The 18382-nt window shown below is 44.9% G+C and carries 19 protein-coding genes and 2 pseudogenes; 11 read left to right on the forward strand and 10 right to left on the reverse strand.

The window, feature by feature from the left end; translation table 11 throughout:
• Positions 1–62 precede the first annotated feature (62 nt).
• Both pyrC and moaB read right to left on the reverse strand, forming a co-directional pair.
• A pseudogene (pyrC, locus tag A3762_RS07790) lies at positions 63–905 on the reverse strand (dihydroorotase); the annotation flags it as partial.
• A gap of 43 nt (positions 906–948) precedes the next feature.
• Positions 949–1506 carry a molybdenum cofactor biosynthesis protein B gene (gene moaB / locus A3762_RS07795; protein WP_068481710.1) on the reverse strand — a complete coding sequence of 186 codons (558 nt, stop codon included), beginning with the start codon at positions 1504–1506 and terminating at the stop codon, positions 949–951.
• Positions 1507–1657: 151 nt separating this feature from the next.
• On the opposite strand from moaB, the gene A3762_RS07800 reads away from it, so the two are divergent.
• On the forward strand, positions 1658–2587 hold the full coding sequence (locus A3762_RS07800; RefSeq protein ID WP_068754787.1) for an ion transporter: 930 nt from the start codon (positions 1658–1660) through the stop codon (positions 2585–2587).
• Here the strand turns inward: A3762_RS07800 and A3762_RS07805 are convergent, their stop codons facing one another.
• The 8 genes from A3762_RS07805 to A3762_RS07835 all read right to left on the reverse strand — a co-directional run bounded on the left by A3762_RS07805 (position 2588) and on the right by A3762_RS07835 (position 9030).
• The gene (locus A3762_RS07805) at positions 2588–3382 is read right to left on the reverse strand and encodes an ABC transporter ATP-binding protein (RefSeq protein ID WP_231878767.1); all 795 of its coding nucleotides are present in this window, start codon (positions 3380–3382) and stop codon (positions 2588–2590) included.
• Complete coding sequence (locus tag A3762_RS07810; RefSeq protein WP_068754789.1) at positions 3379–4293, reverse strand: ABC transporter permease; 915 nt, start codon at positions 4291–4293, stop codon at positions 3379–3381. Before A3762_RS07810 ends, A3762_RS07805 begins: the two co-directional genes overlap by 4 nt.
• 37 nt (positions 4294–4330) lie before the next feature.
• Positions 4331–5299: an ABC transporter substrate-binding protein gene (locus A3762_RS07815; RefSeq protein ID WP_068754790.1), complete on the reverse strand. Its 969-nt coding sequence runs from the start codon at positions 5297–5299 to the stop codon at positions 4331–4333.
• Between the two features lie 138 nt (positions 5300–5437).
• A complete protein-coding gene (locus tag A3762_RS07820) occupies positions 5438–6025 on the reverse strand; it encodes an LUD domain-containing protein (RefSeq protein ID WP_197469134.1) in 588 nt (195 codons plus the stop codon).
• A complete protein-coding gene (locus A3762_RS07825; RefSeq protein WP_231878768.1) occupies positions 6012–7403 on the reverse strand; it encodes a LutB/LldF family L-lactate oxidation iron-sulfur protein in 1392 nt (463 codons plus the stop codon). The genes A3762_RS07820 and A3762_RS07825 overlap by 14 nt, the downstream gene beginning before the upstream one ends.
• Entirely contained in the window at positions 7393–7755 is a 363-nt protein-coding gene (locus A3762_RS07830; protein WP_068763766.1) for a (Fe-S)-binding protein, read from the reverse strand. The genes A3762_RS07825 and A3762_RS07830 overlap by 11 nt, the downstream gene beginning before the upstream one ends.
• Positions 7756–7979: 224 nt before the next feature.
• Entirely contained in the window at positions 7980–8129 is a 150-nt protein-coding gene (locus A3762_RS28795; protein WP_082869009.1) for a heterodisulfide reductase-related iron-sulfur binding cluster, read from the reverse strand.
• Between the two features lie 7 nt (positions 8130–8136).
• Positions 8137–9030 carry a phosphate/phosphite/phosphonate ABC transporter substrate-binding protein gene (locus A3762_RS07835; RefSeq protein WP_197469135.1) on the reverse strand — a complete coding sequence of 298 codons (894 nt, stop codon included), beginning with the start codon at positions 9028–9030 and terminating at the stop codon, positions 8137–8139.
• A 407-nt stretch (positions 9031–9437) separates the two neighbouring features.
• Between A3762_RS07835 and A3762_RS07840 the strand changes: the two genes are divergently transcribed.
• The 10 genes and pseudogenes from A3762_RS07840 to A3762_RS07880 all read left to right on the forward strand — a co-directional run bounded on the left by A3762_RS07840 (position 9438) and on the right by A3762_RS07880 (position 18280).
• On the forward strand, positions 9438–11063 hold the full coding sequence (locus tag A3762_RS07840) for a CTP synthase (protein ID WP_068754803.1): 1626 nt from the start codon (positions 9438–9440) through the stop codon (positions 11061–11063).
• Positions 11064–11094: 31 nt separating this feature from the next.
• A complete protein-coding gene (gene kdsA / locus A3762_RS07845) occupies positions 11095–11940 on the forward strand; it encodes a 3-deoxy-8-phosphooctulonate synthase (RefSeq protein ID WP_068483584.1) in 846 nt (281 codons plus the stop codon).
• Positions 11941–11975: 35 nt separating this feature from the next.
• Entirely contained in the window at positions 11976–13268 is a 1293-nt protein-coding gene (gene eno / locus A3762_RS07850) for a phosphopyruvate hydratase (RefSeq protein ID WP_068483581.1), read from the forward strand.
• Between the two features lie 217 nt (positions 13269–13485).
• Entirely contained in the window at positions 13486–13767 is a 282-nt protein-coding gene (locus A3762_RS07855; protein WP_068479449.1) for a septum formation initiator family protein, read from the forward strand.
• Between the two features lie 12 nt (positions 13768–13779).
• Positions 13780–14451, forward strand: a pseudogene (gene ispD / locus A3762_RS27380) (2-C-methyl-D-erythritol 4-phosphate cytidylyltransferase); the annotation flags it as partial.
• Positions 14452–14493: 42 nt separating this feature from the next.
• Complete coding sequence (gene ispF, locus A3762_RS27385) at positions 14494–14988, forward strand: 2-C-methyl-D-erythritol 2,4-cyclodiphosphate synthase (RefSeq protein WP_197469137.1); 495 nt, start codon at positions 14494–14496, stop codon at positions 14986–14988.
• A complete protein-coding gene (truD, locus tag A3762_RS07865) occupies positions 14985–15917 on the forward strand; it encodes a tRNA pseudouridine(13) synthase TruD (protein ID WP_068754805.1) in 933 nt (310 codons plus the stop codon). The genes ispF and truD overlap by 4 nt, the downstream gene beginning before the upstream one ends.
• 12 nt (positions 15918–15929) lie before the next feature.
• Positions 15930–16679, forward strand: coding sequence for a 5'/3'-nucleotidase SurE (gene surE, locus A3762_RS07870; RefSeq protein WP_068483576.1), 750 nt, complete (start codon positions 15930–15932; stop codon positions 16677–16679).
• Positions 16679–17338 carry a protein-L-isoaspartate(D-aspartate) O-methyltransferase gene (locus A3762_RS07875; protein WP_068483572.1) on the forward strand — a complete coding sequence of 220 codons (660 nt, stop codon included), beginning with the start codon at positions 16679–16681 and terminating at the stop codon, positions 17336–17338. The genes surE and A3762_RS07875 overlap by 1 nt, the downstream gene beginning before the upstream one ends.
• Before the next feature lie 15 nt (positions 17339–17353).
• Positions 17354–18280, forward strand: coding sequence for a DUF368 domain-containing protein (locus A3762_RS07880; protein WP_068754807.1), 927 nt, complete (start codon positions 17354–17356; stop codon positions 18278–18280).
• Positions 18281–18382: the final 102 nt, after the last annotated feature.

The raw sequence follows: 18382 nt of genomic DNA on the forward strand, positions 1-18382 counted from the left end.
AAGCGCGACACAAACTGATCAGGGCAACTACACGGCACAAGTCACAAGCTCTACCGGCAATCTAGGTCTTCAAACACCTTTGCGTACAGTTCAATTGCACTCCATGCGCTGTAACAGCCGGCGCAGCCGCATGCACTTTCTTTGCGATGTTTCTCATGCGGAGCCGAATCTGTTCCCAAGAAAAACTTAGGTGACCCAGATTTCACCGCAGCCCTAAGAGCCTGTTGATGAATGTTGCGTTTCAAAACGGGTAGGCAAAAGTTATGAGGTCGAATGCCTCCAACGAGTAAATCGTTACGGTTCAACAAAAGATGTTGTGGCGTAATGGTGGCTGCTACTTGCTCATTGGTCGACTGAACGAATTCAACCGCTTCTTTTGTCGTAATGTGCTCAAAAACGATTTTAAGTTTTGGGAAGCTCTCATGGATGCGGCGCAGATGCTGCTCAATGAACAACTTCTCTCTGTCAAAGATATCGATATCGTGACTAGTGACTTCCCCGTGAATTAACAGAAGCATGCCTTCTTCGACAAGGGCTTCAAACACAGGGTCTAAACTTTCTAAGCTTGATACGGCAGCATCTGAGTTAGTTGTTGCACCTGCTGGATATAATTTCGCAGCGACCGCTCCTGCTTGTTTTGCAGAAATAATGTCTTCACGTGTAGTTTTATCCGTAAGATAAATCGTCATCAATGGTGTGAAGTTACTTCCCTCGGGACGCGCCGCTTCGATGCGTTGTCGGTACGCAGCAACATCGACTCCATTGGTAACCGGTGGTACAAGATTCGGCATTACGATTGCTCGAGCGAAACAACGTGCTGTTGCTGGAACGGTTTCGTTAAGCATGTCTCCGTCTCGGAAATGCAAATGTAAGTCGTCTGGTGTCGTGATCGTAATTTGGTCCATGGTGTCTCTATTTTATAAATTGCTGATTAGTAGTGATCAATGCTTAGTTTTCGTCTTGCTCGCGACTTAGGCATGCATCGATATCGATGTTTTTAAGCTGAGGTACGAAATTACAGGGGCTATGGCGACTGTCAATTTGTGAGACGATGATATTTTCCCACGCGGTCCTACACGCATTGTTACTGCCTGGCAGACAAAAGATAAGTGTTTCGTTTGCCATGCCCGCTAGCGCTCTGGATTGAATTGTTGATGTGCCGACCTGCTCTAAAGACAACTGTCGGAACATTTCGCCAAACCCATCAACCAACTTATCCAGCAGGGGGCTAACAGCTTCAGGCGTGCTGTCTCGACTCGTAAAACCCGTGCCGCCTGTGATTAGGACAACCTGAGACTCATCATCTGCGATCCATGCTGAAAGTTGTGCTCGGATCTGGTAAATGTCGTCTATTACGATGCTGCGTTTGCAGAGCGTATGCCCCGCTTCCTCAAGGCTGTCACATAAATATTGCCCCGACGTGTCTGTATCAAACGAACGTGTATCGGATACGGTTAATACGCTGATATTTAGTGGTACTAATGTTTGAGTTATATGTTTTCCCATCTATCGGCTCTCAATAGTGATTCGTCGCGCGTATTATGGTCGTTGAAATGCTATTTTTAAACTTGAAAGACCAATAAAAAGTTGATTCTAATGCTGTAAATCAACATAAATCGCTGCATCGCAGTTCTGGTTCTAGTAAGGGAAGCACGTTTTGTCACATCGCCAACGTTGGTACGGTTATTTAAATGAGCCATCTCATAAATCGGTCGTAGCCTGGTTTATCTACTTATCGATTGCCATTGCTATTTTTTTCAATATGACTGAAGCGCTTCTTGTTTCGGTCGATGATGAGCCGCGCGAAGCGGATTCGCTATATCTTTCTGTTTTATTCACTCTGTTGTTCCTGATTGATTACCTTGTTCGTGTTTGGGTTGCTGCAGATGCGCCGGAAGAGCATGGCGAGACCGAGCTAAAACGGCGATTGCGTTATGTGAGCTCGCCGATGGGCATTATCGATTTAATGTCATTCTTGCCTGGTCTGGTTTTGCTGGTACTTCCCGAAAGCAACTCGTCAGATATGAGTTTTTTGAAGCTTTTAGCAATTATTCGAATATTGAAACTGACCCGATACTCTAGCTCTCTCACCATACTTGCAGCCGTGTACAGAGAGAATTTTTCAACCTTGTTAGCGGCAACCGTTATCATGATTCTATTGAGCTTTACGGCGGCTACCGGTGTTTATATCTTTGAAAAAGACGTTCAACCAGATGCCTTTGGGAGTATTCCAAGTTCAATGTGGTGGGCTCTAGTAACGCTCACAACCGTGGGTTATGGTGACATTGTCCCGATCACATTGGCAGGAAAGCTATTCGGCTCTATCATTATGATTGCAGGAGTCGGTATTGCTGCAATTCCAGCGGGTATTTTTGCGTCTTCGTTTGTTCGTTTGATCCGAGAAAGAGAGCGTGATCGTCGCTTAGAGGCGCGAAGGCGTGGTGAGGATATGCTCGATGTAGACGCTCTGAAAAGTATTAGTTTATCTAAATCAGAAAAGCATGAGGCTGAATTCCTCATTCACGAGTATGGTCTAACTTTAGAGCAGGCGGTAAGCGTGATTGAGCATTACCGCGGCTATCACTAATTAGCTTAGTAGCAGCGCGTCGTCGTCGACTTCGCCATAGTTTTTATGGAACTGAGCAAGTAGGTCTTGAGTATTTAGGCCTTCTCGTGATTCTCCATGAACGTCTAGAGCAAGCTTTCCTTGGTGGAGCATGATCGTGCGCGAGCCGACCGAAAGGGCTTGCGACATGCTATGGGTCACCATTAATGCGGTAAGCTGCGACTCCTCTACAATATTCTTCGTCAGCTCCAGAATAAATGTCGCCGTTTTGGGATCAAGCGCGGCGGTATGCTCATCAAGCAAGAGTAATTTCATTGGCTGTAGCGAGGCCATTAATAAACTGACTGCTTGCCTTTGCCCGCCTGACAATAACCCGATTTTGTCTTCTAAACGGTTTTCAAGTCCAAGCTGCAGTAGCTTGAGCTTGTTCATGAAGTGTTGGCGAAACTGCCGTTTCGCAGCAATGCCTAGACCGCGCGTCTTGGTGCGAGCTTGAGCAAGCGCGAGATTTTCTTCGATGGTGAGGTCTTCACAGGTTCCCATTAAAGGGTCTTGGAAAACGCGCGCAATTTGAGGCGCTCGTTTTTCCACTGACCAAGTACTGATGTCTTTTCCATCTAGTGAAATCGACCCTTTAGGGCTAAGAAATTCCCCCGCTAGTGCATTGAGTAAGGTGGATTTTCCGGCGCCGTTACTGCCGATTACCGTAATGAACTGACCCTCTGGAATGCTAAGGTCAATGCCCTTCAATGCTTGGTTCTCAAGTGGAGTACCAGCGTTGAAGGTAATGCGTAAATCCTGCACTTCAATCATCATCGCACTCCATTGAGCTTAGATTTCATATTTGATTTTAGCGTCGGTGCAACGATGGCGAGAGTAACTAGTACCGCTGTAATTAGATTCAGGTCTTGAGCTTGTAGACCGAGGACTTCGCCATTCAAAGCAAAGGCAATCACAATGCGATACAGAATAGAACCTACCACGCAGGCCAATGCCCAAAGTAGAATTGTGCGAGTGGATAGAAGCGCTTCGCCGCCAATAACAGAAGCTAGTCCAATAACGATAACCCCGACGCCCATTGTGACGTCAGCACTGCCTTGGCTTTGAGCAAATAAAGCGCCCGCTAGCGCAACTAAGGCATTTGAAATAGCCATCCCTAGAATGATCATCGCGCTTGTGTTAACGCCATTCGCTTTTGCCATTCTTGAGTTTGAACCGGTCGCACGCATGGCTAAACCCAGCTCGGTTTTTAGAAATGCGACGAGTAGTCCCAATACAACGAGCGCTAAAACCCCAAAGGCGATGGGGTAAGCAATATAATACGGGATTTCCGTGCCTGCGATGACGAGGTTGTCCAGAGGCGTGAGCAAGGTCTCGACGCCAAGCAAGGCTTGATTGGGTCCACTCATGATACGCAGGTTGATCGAGTAAAGAGCGATCATGGTTAAGATCGAAGCAAGTAAGTGAAGTATTTTAAGTTTTACGTTTAGCAGCGCCGTAATAACGCCGGCTATTGAGCCGGCGATACATGCTAGCAATGTTGCGAGTAAAGGGTGCAAGCCAGCCACAATCGTACTTGCTGCAACAGCCGCACCTAAGGGGAACGATCCATCGACTGTCAGGTCTGGGAAATCTAATATACGAAACGATATAAATATCCCAAGAGCGACGAGCGCAAATATAAAACCGGTCTCTAATGCACCGAAAAACGCAAAACTACTAATCATTGACTTTCCTACTTCTCAAATAGGTTTATTTGGCAACCTATTCAATGATTTCTTTCGCCTGTCCTAATAGCGCTTCAGGAATGGTTGTGCCCATGGCCTCTGCTGCTGGTAGGTTTAGATAAAGCTCTGTTTTCTCGACTCCTTGCACTGGAAGTTCACCTGGCGCTTTGCCGTTTAACACTTCGACAACCATTGCGCCAGTTTGACGTCCAACGTCATAATAGTTAAAGCCTAGAGCGGCGATCGCGCCACGTTTAACACTATCTGTATCTGCTGCGATAACGGGAATGTCAGTTTGTTCCGCAATCTTGATAACGCCTTCTAGCGCAGATATCACGGTGTTGTCGGTAGGTAAGTAAACGACATCTACTTTTCCAACAAGTGAGCGCATAGCAGTTTGCACATCTGCTGATTTAGGTGAAGCAGCTTCAACAACTTCCATACCTTGTGATGGTGCATGTTTTTTCACTAGCTCAACCAAAGAGACTGAGTTCGCTTCGCCAGGGTTATAGATCACACCAACCTTCGCGGCATCTGGAACGATTTGCTTAGTCAGCTCCATGTGTTTATCGACAGGTGTTAGGTCTGATACCCCAGTTACTTTCGGACTTGGTTTATCCCATGCCGCTACGAGCTTTGCGCCGACAGGATCTGTTACCGCTGAAAAAATGATGTTGCTATTGCGGGCAGAGGCGACCATCGCTTGCGCAGACGGTGTTGCTATTGCCACGATGACATCTGGATTATTGCCCGCAAATTTTTTGGCAATTTGCGCGGCAGTGGTTGGGTTTCCTTGTGCGCTCTGATATTCCCACTCTAAATTCTCTCCTGCTTTGAATCCCGATTCTGCGAGCACATCTTGTACACCTTGTCGGACTGAATCGAGAGCGGGATGCTCAACGATCTGCGTGATCGCGACGTGCTTATTGTCTGCAGCAATAAGAGAGCTTGAAAACGATGCCGCAACAAGTGCAGCGCCAAAAGCAAATTTGTTGTAAATACCCATACGTAATCCTTCTTACTCGAGGTTTTATTTAAGGGGGAGTTATTATTTGGAACTCGTGCGATTAACCAATAAATAATGCGCTTAACTTACTAAAAAAACAAACAGTCGTTTTGGACCATGCGTACCGTAGCCCAGAGTTTATTGAATGTCTGCGGTTTTTGATGGGCCTGAGATCAGCACCATATTACTTGGTAGCTTTCGGGTATCAAAATGCGCGCTTTGAACGCATTGCTGCAGGTCAGGAAAGATATTCGAAGCTTCCACTACGATAAAACTCGTTTCAGGAATTAAGCTCAGATTTCGTGGCTGATTTTTATCCGCTTTAAGTAGCAGAGCTCCTTGTTCGCATAACGCCGAGTCTGCAAAACAAATGCTGAGCTCAATGTCTTCAAATAATTGCTGTTTCGCTTCGCTCCAGGTGTCCGCCAATTTACATTGATTTGATTCCGTAAGCTCATTTCCAAGCAATTCTTTTAGTCGTGGATGTTCGCTCACAATGTATTGGACAGGCTGTAACTGTTTTATCTGCGTGTTGATGTTTTGAGCAAGCTCTTTGTAATCAGTCTCTATGAGAATAGCACGGTTATTTTCTAACAATCTTGTGAGTACTTCCTTACCGGAAGCGTTATTTATGGCTGATTTCTTTTCAGTTTCGCTTTCAGTACTTTCGATCATTTGTTGCGATACGCGTAAGCGATTTAAGAAATTTGCTTTACTCTGATTCACGCTCATTCTCTTTTTGTTTTTTTATAAGTGTCGAGAAGCTCTCGGGGGCGGGTTTGGGAAAGGTGCGCGTGTTGCTCCAAGCTTTCGGTGTTGGCATTGGTAAGCGTGAACACAAACTAACGAATTTAGAGAGTAGCGCGTGTCGTTTCGTCGAACGATAAAATTGGCGCCATATATTCCATATCACTCGATGTGGAGGTTTGAGAGAAGTCTGCTTGTTCCTGAGCTCTCTGATGAGTACAGGTAAGTCTATGCTAACAGGGCAAGCTTCACCGCAAGCTCCGTTTAAAGAACATGCATCAAGAAGATCTCCCGCGTGTTCTATTCCTTCTATTTGTGGAGTGACGATTTGTCCGATTGGACCTGGATAAGTGCTTCCATATGCGTGGCCACCGATTCTTGTGTATACGGGACAATGATTCATGCATGCGCCACATCGTATACAGGTGAGCGTTTCCTGAAGTACATCATCTTGGTACATAGCGCTGCGCTTGTTATCAATAATTACGAGATGAAATTGTGACGGACCGTCTAGCTCTTGATCTTTGCGTGGTGAACTGATCATGTTGAGGTAGGTTGTCATAATCTGACCCGTTGCTGAACGAGTCAGTAATTTGAGCAAGGTTGGCAGTTCTGCGAATGAAGGAATAACTTTTTCAAGTCCCATTAACGCAACGTGAATATCTGGTGCGCCGGTCGATATGCGACCATTTCCTTCATTTGCTACCAAGCAAAGTGTTCCGGTCTCTGCTATCGCAAAATTAACCCCGCTAATACCCATGTCGGCCTGCATGAATTTTTGTCGGAGTACTTTTCTCCCAACGCCAATAAGTTCATCTACAGTGGCGTCTTTTGGAGGTTTACCAAAATCCTCATTAAGCTTATCTGCGAAGAGTTGGGCTATTTGCTCTTTTGTCTTATGGATGGCGGGCATGATGATATGAGATGACTTTTCATGATCAAGTTGAACAATGTATTCGCCCATATCGGTTTCAATGCACTTGATTCCTTGTGCCTCAAGGTGTTGGTTCAATTCGATTTCTTCGCTAACCATTGATTTGCCTTTAACGACTTGTTTAACTTCGTTGTCTTGGGCAATTCTTTCGACGATTCGACAAGCTTGTTGGGCGTCTTCAGCCCAGTGCACATGAATACCATTGTCGATGCACTTCCTTTCCAGTTTCTCAAGAAGATCGGGTAAGTGAGCAATTACATTTTTTCGAATATCTGCGCCTTCACTTCGTAACTTTTCGAACTCTAAGTCTTGAAATGCTTGGTGTCTTTTGTCTTGGAGAAAATCCATCGCTCCACGAAAATTGTTCTGCAACGAATCGTCGGATAGCGCATCAACAGTCCGAATTCTGAAGTTATCTGACATCGGAAACTCCATAACGTTCTGTAAGTATGCTTACAATGTGCTTCCCTTTTAGGACTAGTTTGTTTTTGTCGGCATATCCGTTTAAATGCATCAGGCAGCCGCAATCTCCAGATGTAAATGTCGGGGATAATGCCATTAAAGATTTGCATTTATCTTCAGCCATTACAGACGATATTTCGGGTGCTTTCACCGAAAAGGTGCCACCAAAGCCGCAACACTCATTTTGATAATTTGGTTGCTCGACTACATGTCCTGAATTTTGAAGTGATGTTACCCAAGACTCTTCGCTCTTGATTCCACGTCTTGCAGAGCATGACACGTGAAGAGCAATAGATTCTTTTTCATCGCTCATGGATGGTAGGAATGGTGAAATGAATTGAATCAGTTCAAAGCACCTCTCAGACAGATTTTTTGCAAGCATTGAGTAGTGAGAGTCTTCTATTCATCAATAGAGGGAAGTGTTTTTTAATCATGTCTGCGCATGAAGCGGAAGGTACTACTACGGGGAGATCGTATTTGCTCAGTAAATCAATGGTTTGTTTTGCGACTTCTTGCGCTTGATCCTTGGCGCCAGAGTTAATATGCCGGTTGGGCGCAACAGCTTTGAAATTTGGGAAACAGCACTTCGAAGCCGCAATGCTCTAATAATGCGACGCTGTCTAAGCCAACTTGTGGATAGATATGCTCAACAAGGCAGCTAGAAAAAAAGACGACTTGTTGTGTCATACCTCATTTACTCTTGGGCGGGCTCTGCAAGTGGAAGATGCATGTTTAATTCTTGTACATTGATATCTTGTGCATCGATCCAGTCACTGTTTCTTGCTACCTCAAAGCCATTACGTGCTTCTAGCGCTTGTAGGAGTTCGGCGTTGTTGCCTCGACGATTCAAGTTCACCATGGCTCGCTGAAGCTTATTAATGGAATAAAACGGTACGCGAGGATGGGTTGCAAAGGCAAATGGACTAAACCCCGGAGTTTCCCAGAGAATTTTTAATTGTTCCTGTCGATCTGGAGACAAAGCATAAAAGTCTGATTCAGCTAGGCTAATGGCGCGTACTTTTCCTTCGGTCAGAGCCATCTCTAACTGTTTTGTGTCGGGATAGAGTCGCATGGGCAACGCAAAGCCTAAACGCTTTAAGCTGTATCGCGGTATAACGCTTGAGGTGTAGCTGAGTAAGGAGTCAAAGCCGGTGACAGACGTTTCAATGTCGCGGAGTGTTTTTGCTTTGTCTAGGCGTTTAACGACGATCAGTGATCTCAGTAGTTGAGCTTTTCTTTTTGCGAGGGCTTTGTAACCTTGAGACTCAATCGCCGATAAAAATTGCAACGGTGTCAGATAAGCAAGATCAAACTTTCCTTGAGCAAGAGCGCGCTCAAATGCTAATTGGCTGTCTGCAATGACTAAGGTAAAGCTTAAGCCTGTTTTATCTTCAAGTTGCGTGAGCAGTTGTTGCCAGACTTGAGACTTTGTTGGTGTATCCGTGCGTCGCTCGTAGATAACGCGAGTCTTCAATACCTTGCTGTCCGCATTTTCAAAACGTTGATCATAAATAGGTTGCGGTGAAGGTGTTTGAGGTGTGATGCCAAAAATGAGCACTTGCGCAGAGGCTACGGATGAAAATGCCATGCTATATAGAATAAAAGCAGCCGTAATGAGTCTGTGATTCAATAAAAAGAGCATGGTTAAAGTTTGAACAATTCTTGAAAAATCAATGTATTGAAACAGTCTAGCATCATTCAACAATTGAGCAGACTTTTAAGTCCCCAAATAAATGGCATGATGCAAGCTGCTCTACTAAACTTCGCGGGCATATTTAGTTATACGTAAACTAGCGTGAAACGGACAATTTAGTTTGTGACGGAGTAGATGTTCTGGTATTCTGGCGCCCCATCTTGAGGTGCTAATTCGCCTCCCTTTCTTCGCAAATTTTTAGCGATTTGCTAGTAGTTTACTGATATTGGTAGTCACGTTGTTGTGCTAATGAAATTCATTAGGCGCGTGATTGGTTTTGTTTTTGAATCGACAGGGTTTACATGACTCGTTTTATATTCGTCACCGGCGGCGTTGTTTCTTCGTTAGGTAAAGGTATTGCTTCTGCTTCCCTAGCAGCAATTTTAGAAGCTCGTGGACTAAAAGTCACAATGCTGAAGCTGGATCCATATATTAACGTTGACCCAGGGACAATGAGTCCCTTTCAGCATGGCGAAGTATTCGTTACTGAAGACGGAGCAGAGACTGACTTAGATCTTGGTCATTATGAGCGTTACATCCGCACTAAAATGACTAAGCGCAACAACTTTACGAGTGGACGTGTCTATGAAGATGTCATTCGTAAAGAGCGTCGTGGTGATTACTTGGGCGGAACTGTTCAGGTAATTCCGCACATTACGGATGAAATTAAACGTCGTGTTGTTGAAGGTGCAAGCGGTTACGATGTTGCGCTTGTCGAAATTGGCGGAACCGTAGGTGATATAGAATCCCAGCCTTTCCTTGAAGCTGTGCGTCAGTTAAAGATTGAAGTTGGTTCTAATCGCGCGATGTTTATGCATTTGACCTTAGTGCCTTATATCGCGACTGCGGGAGAAACTAAGACAAAACCGACGCAGCACTCTGTAAAAGAAATGCGTTCTATCGGTATTCAACCCGATATTCTGGTATGTCGTTCTGATCATGAAATTGATGCATCATCTCGCCGCAAAATTGCTTTGTTCACGAATGTTGAAGAGCGCGCGGTTATTCCTTTGCGAGACGCAAGCAGCATCTATCTCATTCCGAAAATGCTGCACGAACAAGGTTTAGATAACATTATTTGCGAGCGCTTTAATATTGATGCTGCTCCTGCTGATTTAAGTGAGTGGGATGGTGTTGTTGAAGCAGAAGCGAACCCAGAGCAAGAAGTTACGATTGCGATGGTCGGTAAGTACATGGAGCTTTTGGATGCTTATAAGTCTTTGATTGAGGCGCTCAAGCATGCAGGCTTACGTAATCGCACGAAGGTTAATATTCGCTACGTAGACTCTGAAACTATTATCGATAACGGAACTGGGCAGATCGAAGATGTCGATGCGATTCTGGTGCCGGGTGGTTTCGGAAATCGTGGTGTAGAAGGAAAGATCCAAACGGTTAAATATGCGCGTGAAAATAAGGTGCCTTATTTAGGTATCTGCTTGGGTATGCAAGTGGCAGTTATTGAATATGCGCGCCATGTTGCAGGTTTAGAAGGCGCAAACAGTACGGAGTTTGATTCAGAAAGTGCTAATCCAGTGGTTGGTTTGATCACTGAATGGCAAGACCAGAGCGGAAGTGTCGAACAACGTACTGATAGTTCTGATCTTGGTGGTACCATGCGCTTAGGTGCGCAGGACTGTCGCTTGGAGCCTGGTTCTACCGTTGCAACCGCTTATGGCAAAGAAGTTGTCAATGAGCGTCATCGTCATCGTTATGAAGTAAACAATAACTTACTTCCAAAGCTAAAAGAGGCCGGACTTATTGTCTCTGGTCGTTCGATGGATGGTGCGTTGGTTGAAGTTGTGGAAGCACCAGAACATCCTTGGTTCGTTGCGTGCCAATTCCACCCAGAGTTCACGTCTACTCCGCGTGATGGCCACGGTTTGTTTGAAGGTTTCGTAAAAGCGGCGATTCAGAACAAAAAAGCTTAGAGGCTTTGGCGAGAGAGATAAGGTAGGCGGTATGAGCCAAAAAGTAGTGAAGGTTGGCGATATCGAAATCGCGAACGACAAACCTTTCGTGTTATTTGGTGGGATGAATGTGCTGGAATCAAGAGATCTGGCACTTCAAATTGCTGAGAAGTACGTAGAAGTCACCCAAAAACTAAATATTCCTTACGTTTTTAAAGCGTCGTTTGATAAAGCAAATCGTTCTTCGATTACTTCGTTCCGTGGTCCAGGTATGGAAGAAGGGCTCCGTATTTTTGAAGAAGTAAAAAACACGTTTAACGTTGCTGTGATTACAGATGTGCATGAGCCCTATCAAGCAGCACCGGTTGCTGAGGTTTGTGACATTATTCAATTGCCTGCATTCCTGTCGCGCCAAACAGACCTTGTGACCGCGATGGCTCAGACTAATGCAGTTATTAATATTAAGAAAGCACAATTTCTCGCGTCTCAAGAGATGAAGCACATATTGAATAAATGTGTTGAAGCGGGAAATGACCAGCTGATTTTATGTGAACGCGGATCGAGCTTTGGCTACAACAATCTTGTTGTGGACATGTTGGGTTTTGGCGTGATGAAGGGCTTCGAATATCCAGTTTTCTTTGACGTGACGCATTCACTTCAACAACCGGGCGGACGTGCTGATTCTGCAGGTGGTCGTCGCGAGCAAGTGACCGATTTAGCGCTCGCAGGTATGTCGCAAGGGTTGGCCGGATTATTTTTAGAGGCGCATCCCGACCCTAACCAAGCTAAGTGTGATGGCCCTTGTGCATTGCGACTTGAGCAATTAGAACCATTTTTAGAGCGCGTCAAAGCTATTGACGAACTCGTGAAGAATTTTGAACCTTTGGATACTGTTTAACAGTCCATAAAAGTAATACTTGGAGATAAGTACAAATGTTTCAGATCGCTGATATTAAAGGCCGTGAGGTTATGGACTCACGCGGCAACCCAACAGTGGAAGCCGACGTTATTCTTGAGTCTGGTGTTGTTGGTACGGCTTGTGCGCCTTCTGGTGCCTCGACTGGATCACGTGAAGCTTTAGAGCTTCGTGATGGTGATAAGTCGCGTTACCTTGGTAAAGGTGTATTGAAAGCGGTTGCTGGTATTAACGAAGACATTCGTGCCGCGTTAGTCGGTAAAGATGTGACGGCTCAGCGTGAACTTGATCAGATCATGATTGATCTTGATGGTACAGAGAACAAAGCAAAGCTTGGCGCAAATGCGATTTTGGCAGTCTCTCTTGCGGCTGCAAAAGCAGCAGCGCAAGCGAAGGGTGTTGAATTGTATGAACACATCGCTGATGTGAACGGTACGTCTGGTCAATACTCGATGCCTGTTCCAATGATGAATATCCTGAACGGTGGTGAGCACGCAGATAACAATGTTGATATCCAAGAATTTATGGTGCAACCAGTATCTGCGCCTACGTTCGCTGAAGCGCTTCGTGCGGGTGCTGAAATTTTCCACGCATTGAAGAAAGTGTTGCAATCTCAAGGCTTGAACACAGCTGTTGGTGATGAAGGTGGTTTTGCGCCTAACTTAGCGTCTAATGCTGATGCATTGGCAGTCATTAAAACGGCTGTTGCCGATGCCGGCTACGCTCTAGGTGATGACATTACACTCGCGCTAGATTGTGCATCTTCTGAATTCTACAAAGACGGAAAGTACGATCTAAGCGGTGAAGGTAAAGTCTTCTCTGCTGAAGGCTTCTCTGATTACTTAGCAGAGCTTTGTGATGCTTACCCAATTGTTTCTATTGAAGATGGTCAAGATGAATCTGATTGGGCTGGTTGGGCTTATCAAACAAAAGTACTTGGTGACAAAGTACAGCTAGTTGGTGATGACTTGTTCGTGACTAACACTAAGATTCTTAAGCGTGGTATCGATGAGCGCATCGGTAACTCAATTCTTATCAAGTTCAACCAAATTGGTAGCTTGAGTGAGACGCTTGATGCAATTCAAATGGCGAAAGATGCAGGCTACACCGCAGTGATCTCTCACCGTTCAGGTGAAACCGAAGATACGACTATTGCTGATTTGGCAGTAGGTACATGTGCCGGTCAGATCAAGACAGGCTCGCTATGTCGCTCTGACCGTGTTGCTAAGTACAATCGCTTGCTGCGTATTGAGGAAAAACTTGGCTCAGCAGCACCTTATAAAGGTCGTTCGGAAATCAAAGGCCAATAATTGGCCTGTTCAAACTGAGCTTGCTTAGCGCTTTAAGTGAGCTTAGTTTTAAGCAAAAAAGAAGGGCAGTTTAGCCCTTTTTTTAGCTCTCGCTAGTAGAGAATTATTTCAATTTGGACATGAATTTTAGGCTAGCGTGATGCCGATTCTAGGCTAGAGTGAACTCATAGGTTTGTTATTTTTGTTCACCATATTTTTAGTTTTTATCGGATTGTAAATGAAGTTGTTGTGGGGTTTCTTGTTGTTGGCAACGGTCGTGCTTCAGTTCAGGCTGTGGGCTGGCGAAGGCGGCATATTTGAGGTGTGGCAATTGCAAGAAAAAGTAGATGTATTGCGTGTTGCGAATCTTGAGCTGGAAGAGCGAAATGGGCGCTTAGACGCGAAAGTAACAAATCTTAAGAAAGGTTATGAAGTAATAGAGGAGCGCGCACGCGTAGACCTTGGTATGATTGGTCGAAACGAGACCTTCTTTATGGTGGTCAATTCAAGCGATCATTGATGAACATTCTGCATGGTAAAACGCAATTCTGAGCCGAAGCACTGGCTCATTCTACCCGCCGCTGGTATCGGATCTCGAATGGGGTCCACCATTCCAAAGCAATATCTTAACATTGATGGACAAACGATCATTGCTCGAACAATAGAAGCAATGACTGCAAAACCTCGCTTTGAAACCGTGTTGGTAGGTTTAAGGTCTGACGACTCCTATTTTAATTCTCTACCTGTTGATGTTACCAACAAGTGCATAAGGTTTGTTGGCGGTGATGAAAGAGCAGATACCGTTCTAGCAGGGTTAATGGCTTTATCTGATAAGGCTGCGGATCATGATTGGGTTTGGGTTCACGATGCCGCTCGTCCTTTGATTACTGAACATGAGTTAGAGTTACTAGAAAAGTCATTATTGGATGCACCAGATGGTGCGTTATTAGCGCTTCCCTCGGTTGATACAATTAAATGTTCCAAGAATGGTCGGGTGGATTCAACGCTCGATCGCAACATAATTTGGCGCGCACAGACTCCCCAAGCATTCCCTTATGCGCTTTTACGTGATGCTTTACGCTCTGCTTTAAAGAAAGAAGTACAAATTACTGATGAGTCTTCAGCGATGGAGTTTGCAGGGCACTCTCCGCTACTTGTAGAAGGACGGTCGAGCAATATTAAGGTCACAAAGCCTGAAGATTTGGCTGCACTAGAAAGTACAAATACCGTAAATGAGAAAACAAATATGACGCCTGATCTTAGAGTGGGTACGGGCTATGACGTACATGCGTTGGAGAATGGAGAGTTCGTTACTCTTGGCGGCGTGAGAATTCCTCATAGCTTTGGTTTAAAGGCGCATTCAGATGGTGATGTGTTGTTGCATGCGATCTGTGATGCAATGCTAGGTGCTTTAGCCTTAGGAGATATAGGTAAGCATTTTCCAGATACTGATGACGAATGGTCGGGAGCAGATAGCCGTTTTTTACTCAGAGCGGTAAATGATTTGATTCAATCAAAAGGCTTTTCGGTGAATAACTTGGACAGCACGATTATCGCCCAAGCGCCGAAGATGTTGCCCCATATTGATAATATGCGTCAATGTATCGCTGAAGATCTAGGGATAGATGTGGATCGTGTGAGTGTTAAAGCGACGACGACTGAAAAGCTCGGATTTACAGGCAGAAAAGAGGGTATTGCCTGTGATGCGAGCGTCATGCTTATGAGGCAGGTAAGCGTGTGAATTCTCTCCCAAGAGCAAGCAGTAGCGTTTGGTTAAAAGCTACATATAAGGCGACGCCACAAGATTTTTATGTGGAAGAGCAAATGACGATGGAATTTTCTGGTGAGGGTGAGCATTTATATTTATTTATCGAAAAGACTGGCCAGAATACCGAGTTCATCGCGAAGCAGTTAGCGCATTATTTTGGCGTTAAACCAATGGATGTCAGTTATTCGGGCATGAAAGATCGTTGGGCGGTCACTCGTCAGTGGTTTAGTGTGTATGTGCGTAATCGCCAGTTTGATTCGATAGATCTTAGCGGAATTGAGGGTGTTCGGTTAGTTGAGCTTGCTAGGCATAATAAAAAACTTCGTCGTGGTGAACATGTCGGCAATTATTTTCGATTAGTCGTTCGCGGAGTTTCGCAAACTGCTGATTTATTGTCTGGTCTTGAATATATACGTGAGCATGGATTTCCTAATTACTTTGGTGTTCAGCGCTTCGGGCGTGATAATCAAAATTTAGAGCGTGCTAAGCGTTGGTTTGCCGGCGAAATAAAAGTCTCTCGTTCGCAAAGATCGTTTTACCTATCGGCTGTGCGTTCCTATCTGTTTAATATTATGTTGGCGGATAAAGTACAAGACGGGACCTGGCTTGTCGCCTCGGATGGTCCTTTGTACGGAGATGATGCGCCAGGGCTCGCGCCTAAAACGGACGAAGAAAATGCGTTTTTTGCACAATATCCTGAACTAGTGCGAGGATTGCATAAGAATAGAATGACCTTAGCTAGGCGGCCATATAGAATGCCAGCTGAGAATTTTTCCTGGAGTTTTGATGATGATGCGTTGACGCTTCATTTCAATTTAATGCCAGGCGCTTTTGCTACGAGTTTGTTGAGCGAGCTATTTGATTTAGAAGATGCCTCAACACGTCAGATGGCAGAGCAGTGATAGAGAATTAAAATGAAATTGTTACTATCTAATGATGACGGTGTGAATGCAGAAGGTTTGCACTGTTTGGCTGACGAGCTTAGCAAAATAGCCGAAATTACTGTTGTTGCTCCTGATCGTGATCATAGTGGAGCCAGTGGATCTCTCACTTTATCAAGACCTTTAAAAGTCACGACTCTTCGAAATGGTTTTCAATGTGTTGATGGTACGCCAACTGATAGCGTTCACGTTGGTTTGACTGCTTTGACTAATGGAGATGTTGAGCGAGTTGTTTCCGGTATCAATACCCATGAGAACTTAGGTGATGATGTACTTTATTCAGGGACTGTTGCGGCTGCTTTAGAGGGGCGTTTTTTAGAAAAACCTGCCATAGCCGCATCACTCGTAAATCGCGGAAACTGGCATTACGAGACTGTCGCAAAAGTGGTTCGCGATATATTGGAAAACGACATCTTCTCGACTTTACCTCCACGAACTATTCTCAACGTTAACGTTCCTGATGTGCCTTATGAACAGCTAAATGGCTTAAAGATCACGCGTCTTGGTCACCGAGCAAAAGGGAAGCCGCCTGAGCAGTTTTCAGATCCACGAGGCAAAGAGCGTCTCTGGATTTCTACTGCTGGTGAGGGTGATGATGCGGGGGAAGGTACTGATTTTCATGCTGTATCTAATGGTTACGTTTCCGTATCACCTATTCATGCCGATATGACTTCGCATACAGCGCTTGCGACCTTGCAACAAGCCGTGAAAGAGAAGTCTTAATGCCAGAGCAGAGTATTGAAGGCATCGGAATGACCTCTCGCCGAACGCGTCTGAGGTTGGTTCAGCGTTTGCGCGATAAGGGTATTGCTGATGAGCGTGTTCTGGAGGCAATCGCTGATACACCTCGACATATTTTCTTAGATGAAGCGCTGTCGCATCGAGCATACGAAGACACTGCTTTACCTATCGGACATAATCAAACCATCTCGCAGCCATATATTGTCGCAAGAATGACGGAGTTACTCGTTCAGCATCAGCCTCGTAGAGTGCTGGAGTTGGGAACAGGGTCTGGATATCAAGCCGCTATTTTGTCTCAAGTCGTTGATGAGCTTTATACGGTCGAACGCATCTCTCCATTATTGAATAAAGCGCGTCAGCGTTTTGAACGAATAGGTTATCGCAATATATACAGCCGTCATGCTGATGGCGGCATTGGTTGGCCCGAGCAAGCGCCGTTTGATGCAATTATGGTGACTGCCGCACCGAAAGAGATTCCCCTTGAGTTACTTCGTCAGTTGAAAGATGGTGGCAAGATGATCGTGCCTTTAGGCGATGTGCAGCAAAATTTGACTATTGTGACGCGTAGAGGTGAGCAATTCTTGAAAGACGTCATTGAGCCGGTAATGTTTGTACCATTTTTGCCGGGTGTTGTTCGCTAAGCTAAAGGAGAATCTATGCATTGGGTGCTAATATTTTTGCGTGGCATTATGATGGGCGCAGCGGATATAGTACCCGGCGTCTCCGGTGGAACAATTGCATTTATAACTGGGATATACGAGCGACTGCTATCAAGTATTAACTCTGTACTTCCTGCCCTGCGAAAGCTTCTACAACACAGGTCTATTCAGCAGTTTTTTCAAGAGATCGACGCATTGTTCTTGTTGATTTTGCTCTCGGGTATTCTCAGTAGTATCTTTTTGCTCGCTTCCTTTATTTCTGAAGTTATTGTTAGTCACCCTATTCCTTTATGGTCTTTTTTCTGTGGTCTTATTGCGGCTTCAGTGTGGATCATGGGAAGCAGTATGGATCGCTGGAGAGGCAGTGAATGCATTGCGCTGGTATTAGGGGTTGGGTTGGCGATGTTTATTGCGAGCGGTCGATTTTTTTCGCTTGAATTCAATCTTTTGGGTGCGTTTATCTCTGGTTTCATTGCGATATTTGCAATGTTGTTGCCAGGGGTGTCGGGGAGCTTTTTGTTATTACTTCTAGGTACTTACACTTTCATCCTTGGCTCAGTGAAAAGTTTTGAACTAAGTGTTCTCGCTTGTTTTGTCTTGGGGTGTTTGTTGGGTTTAATTCTGGGGGCAAGAATTATTGCTCATCTGTTACATCTATACAGAACAATATGCCTCAGTTTTTTGACTGGACTAATGTTGGGGTCAATTCAGAAGATCTGGCCTTGGAGAGAAGTACTAAGCTACCGATTAAATAGTAAGGGCGAGAATGTTGCTCATCTAGAAGGCGTATTATGGCCAGCAGACTATGCTCAATTAGTCGGCGATCCTCAAATAGGGTTGGCAGCGATTTGGTTTGTTGTTGGAGTAGGCTCAATTTTGCTCATATTAGTTGTTATAAATAGACTAGAGCGGAAAGCAAACTAGTGTTACGTAACGGAACACTCGAGTATTTTGGTAACACTTTTGCAATTGTTTTCAAAATAAAAAAGTACTTAAATAATAGGTACTTAGCGGCACTTCTTAAAA

It is taken from the genome of Oleiphilus sp. HI0125 (assembly GCF_001635355.1).

Excerpts from the sequence above, each read along its gene's own strand:
- A3762_RS07835 (WP_197469135.1), bottom strand. The coding sequence starts at position 9,030 with ATGGCATTTTCATCCGTAGCCTCTGCGCAAGTGCTCATTTTTGGCATC.
- A3762_RS07825 (WP_231878768.1), bottom strand. The coding sequence starts at position 7,403 with ATGTCAGATAACTTCAGAATTCGGACTGTTGATGCGCTATCCGACGAT.
- A3762_RS07840 (WP_068754803.1), top strand. The coding sequence starts at position 9,438 with ATGACTCGTTTTATATTCGTCACCGGCGGCGTTGTTTCTTCGTTAGGT.
- A3762_RS07830 (WP_068763766.1), bottom strand. The coding sequence starts at position 7,755 with ATGAGCGATGAAAAAGAATCTATTGCTCTTCACGTGTCATGCTCTGCA.
- A3762_RS07805 (WP_231878767.1), bottom strand. The coding sequence starts at position 3,382 with ATGATGATTGAAGTGCAGGATTTACGCATTACCTTCAACGCTGGTACT.
- A3762_RS07875 (WP_068483572.1), top strand. The coding sequence starts at position 16,679 with ATGCCAGAGCAGAGTATTGAAGGCATCGGAATGACCTCTCGCCGAACG.
- A3762_RS07855 (WP_068479449.1), top strand. The coding sequence starts at position 13,486 with ATGAAGTTGTTGTGGGGTTTCTTGTTGTTGGCAACGGTCGTGCTTCAG.
- A3762_RS07880 (WP_068754807.1), top strand. The coding sequence starts at position 17,354 with ATGCATTGGGTGCTAATATTTTTGCGTGGCATTATGATGGGCGCAGCG.
- ispF (WP_197469137.1), top strand. The coding sequence starts at position 14,494 with ATGACGCCTGATCTTAGAGTGGGTACGGGCTATGACGTACATGCGTTG.
- moaB (WP_068481710.1), bottom strand. The coding sequence starts at position 1,506 with ATGGGAAAACATATAACTCAAACATTAGTACCACTAAATATCAGCGTA.
- A3762_RS07815 (WP_068754790.1), bottom strand. The coding sequence starts at position 5,299 with ATGGGTATTTACAACAAATTTGCTTTTGGCGCTGCACTTGTTGCGGCA.
- A3762_RS28795 (WP_082869009.1), bottom strand. The coding sequence starts at position 8,129 with ATGACACAACAAGTCGTCTTTTTTTCTAGCTGCCTTGTTGAGCATATC.
- eno (WP_068483581.1), top strand. The coding sequence starts at position 11,976 with ATGTTTCAGATCGCTGATATTAAAGGCCGTGAGGTTATGGACTCACGC.
- kdsA (WP_068483584.1), top strand. The coding sequence starts at position 11,095 with ATGAGCCAAAAAGTAGTGAAGGTTGGCGATATCGAAATCGCGAACGAC.
- A3762_RS07810 (WP_068754789.1), bottom strand. The coding sequence starts at position 4,293 with ATGATTAGTAGTTTTGCGTTTTTCGGTGCATTAGAGACCGGTTTTATA.
- surE (WP_068483576.1), top strand. The coding sequence starts at position 15,930 with ATGAAATTGTTACTATCTAATGATGACGGTGTGAATGCAGAAGGTTTG.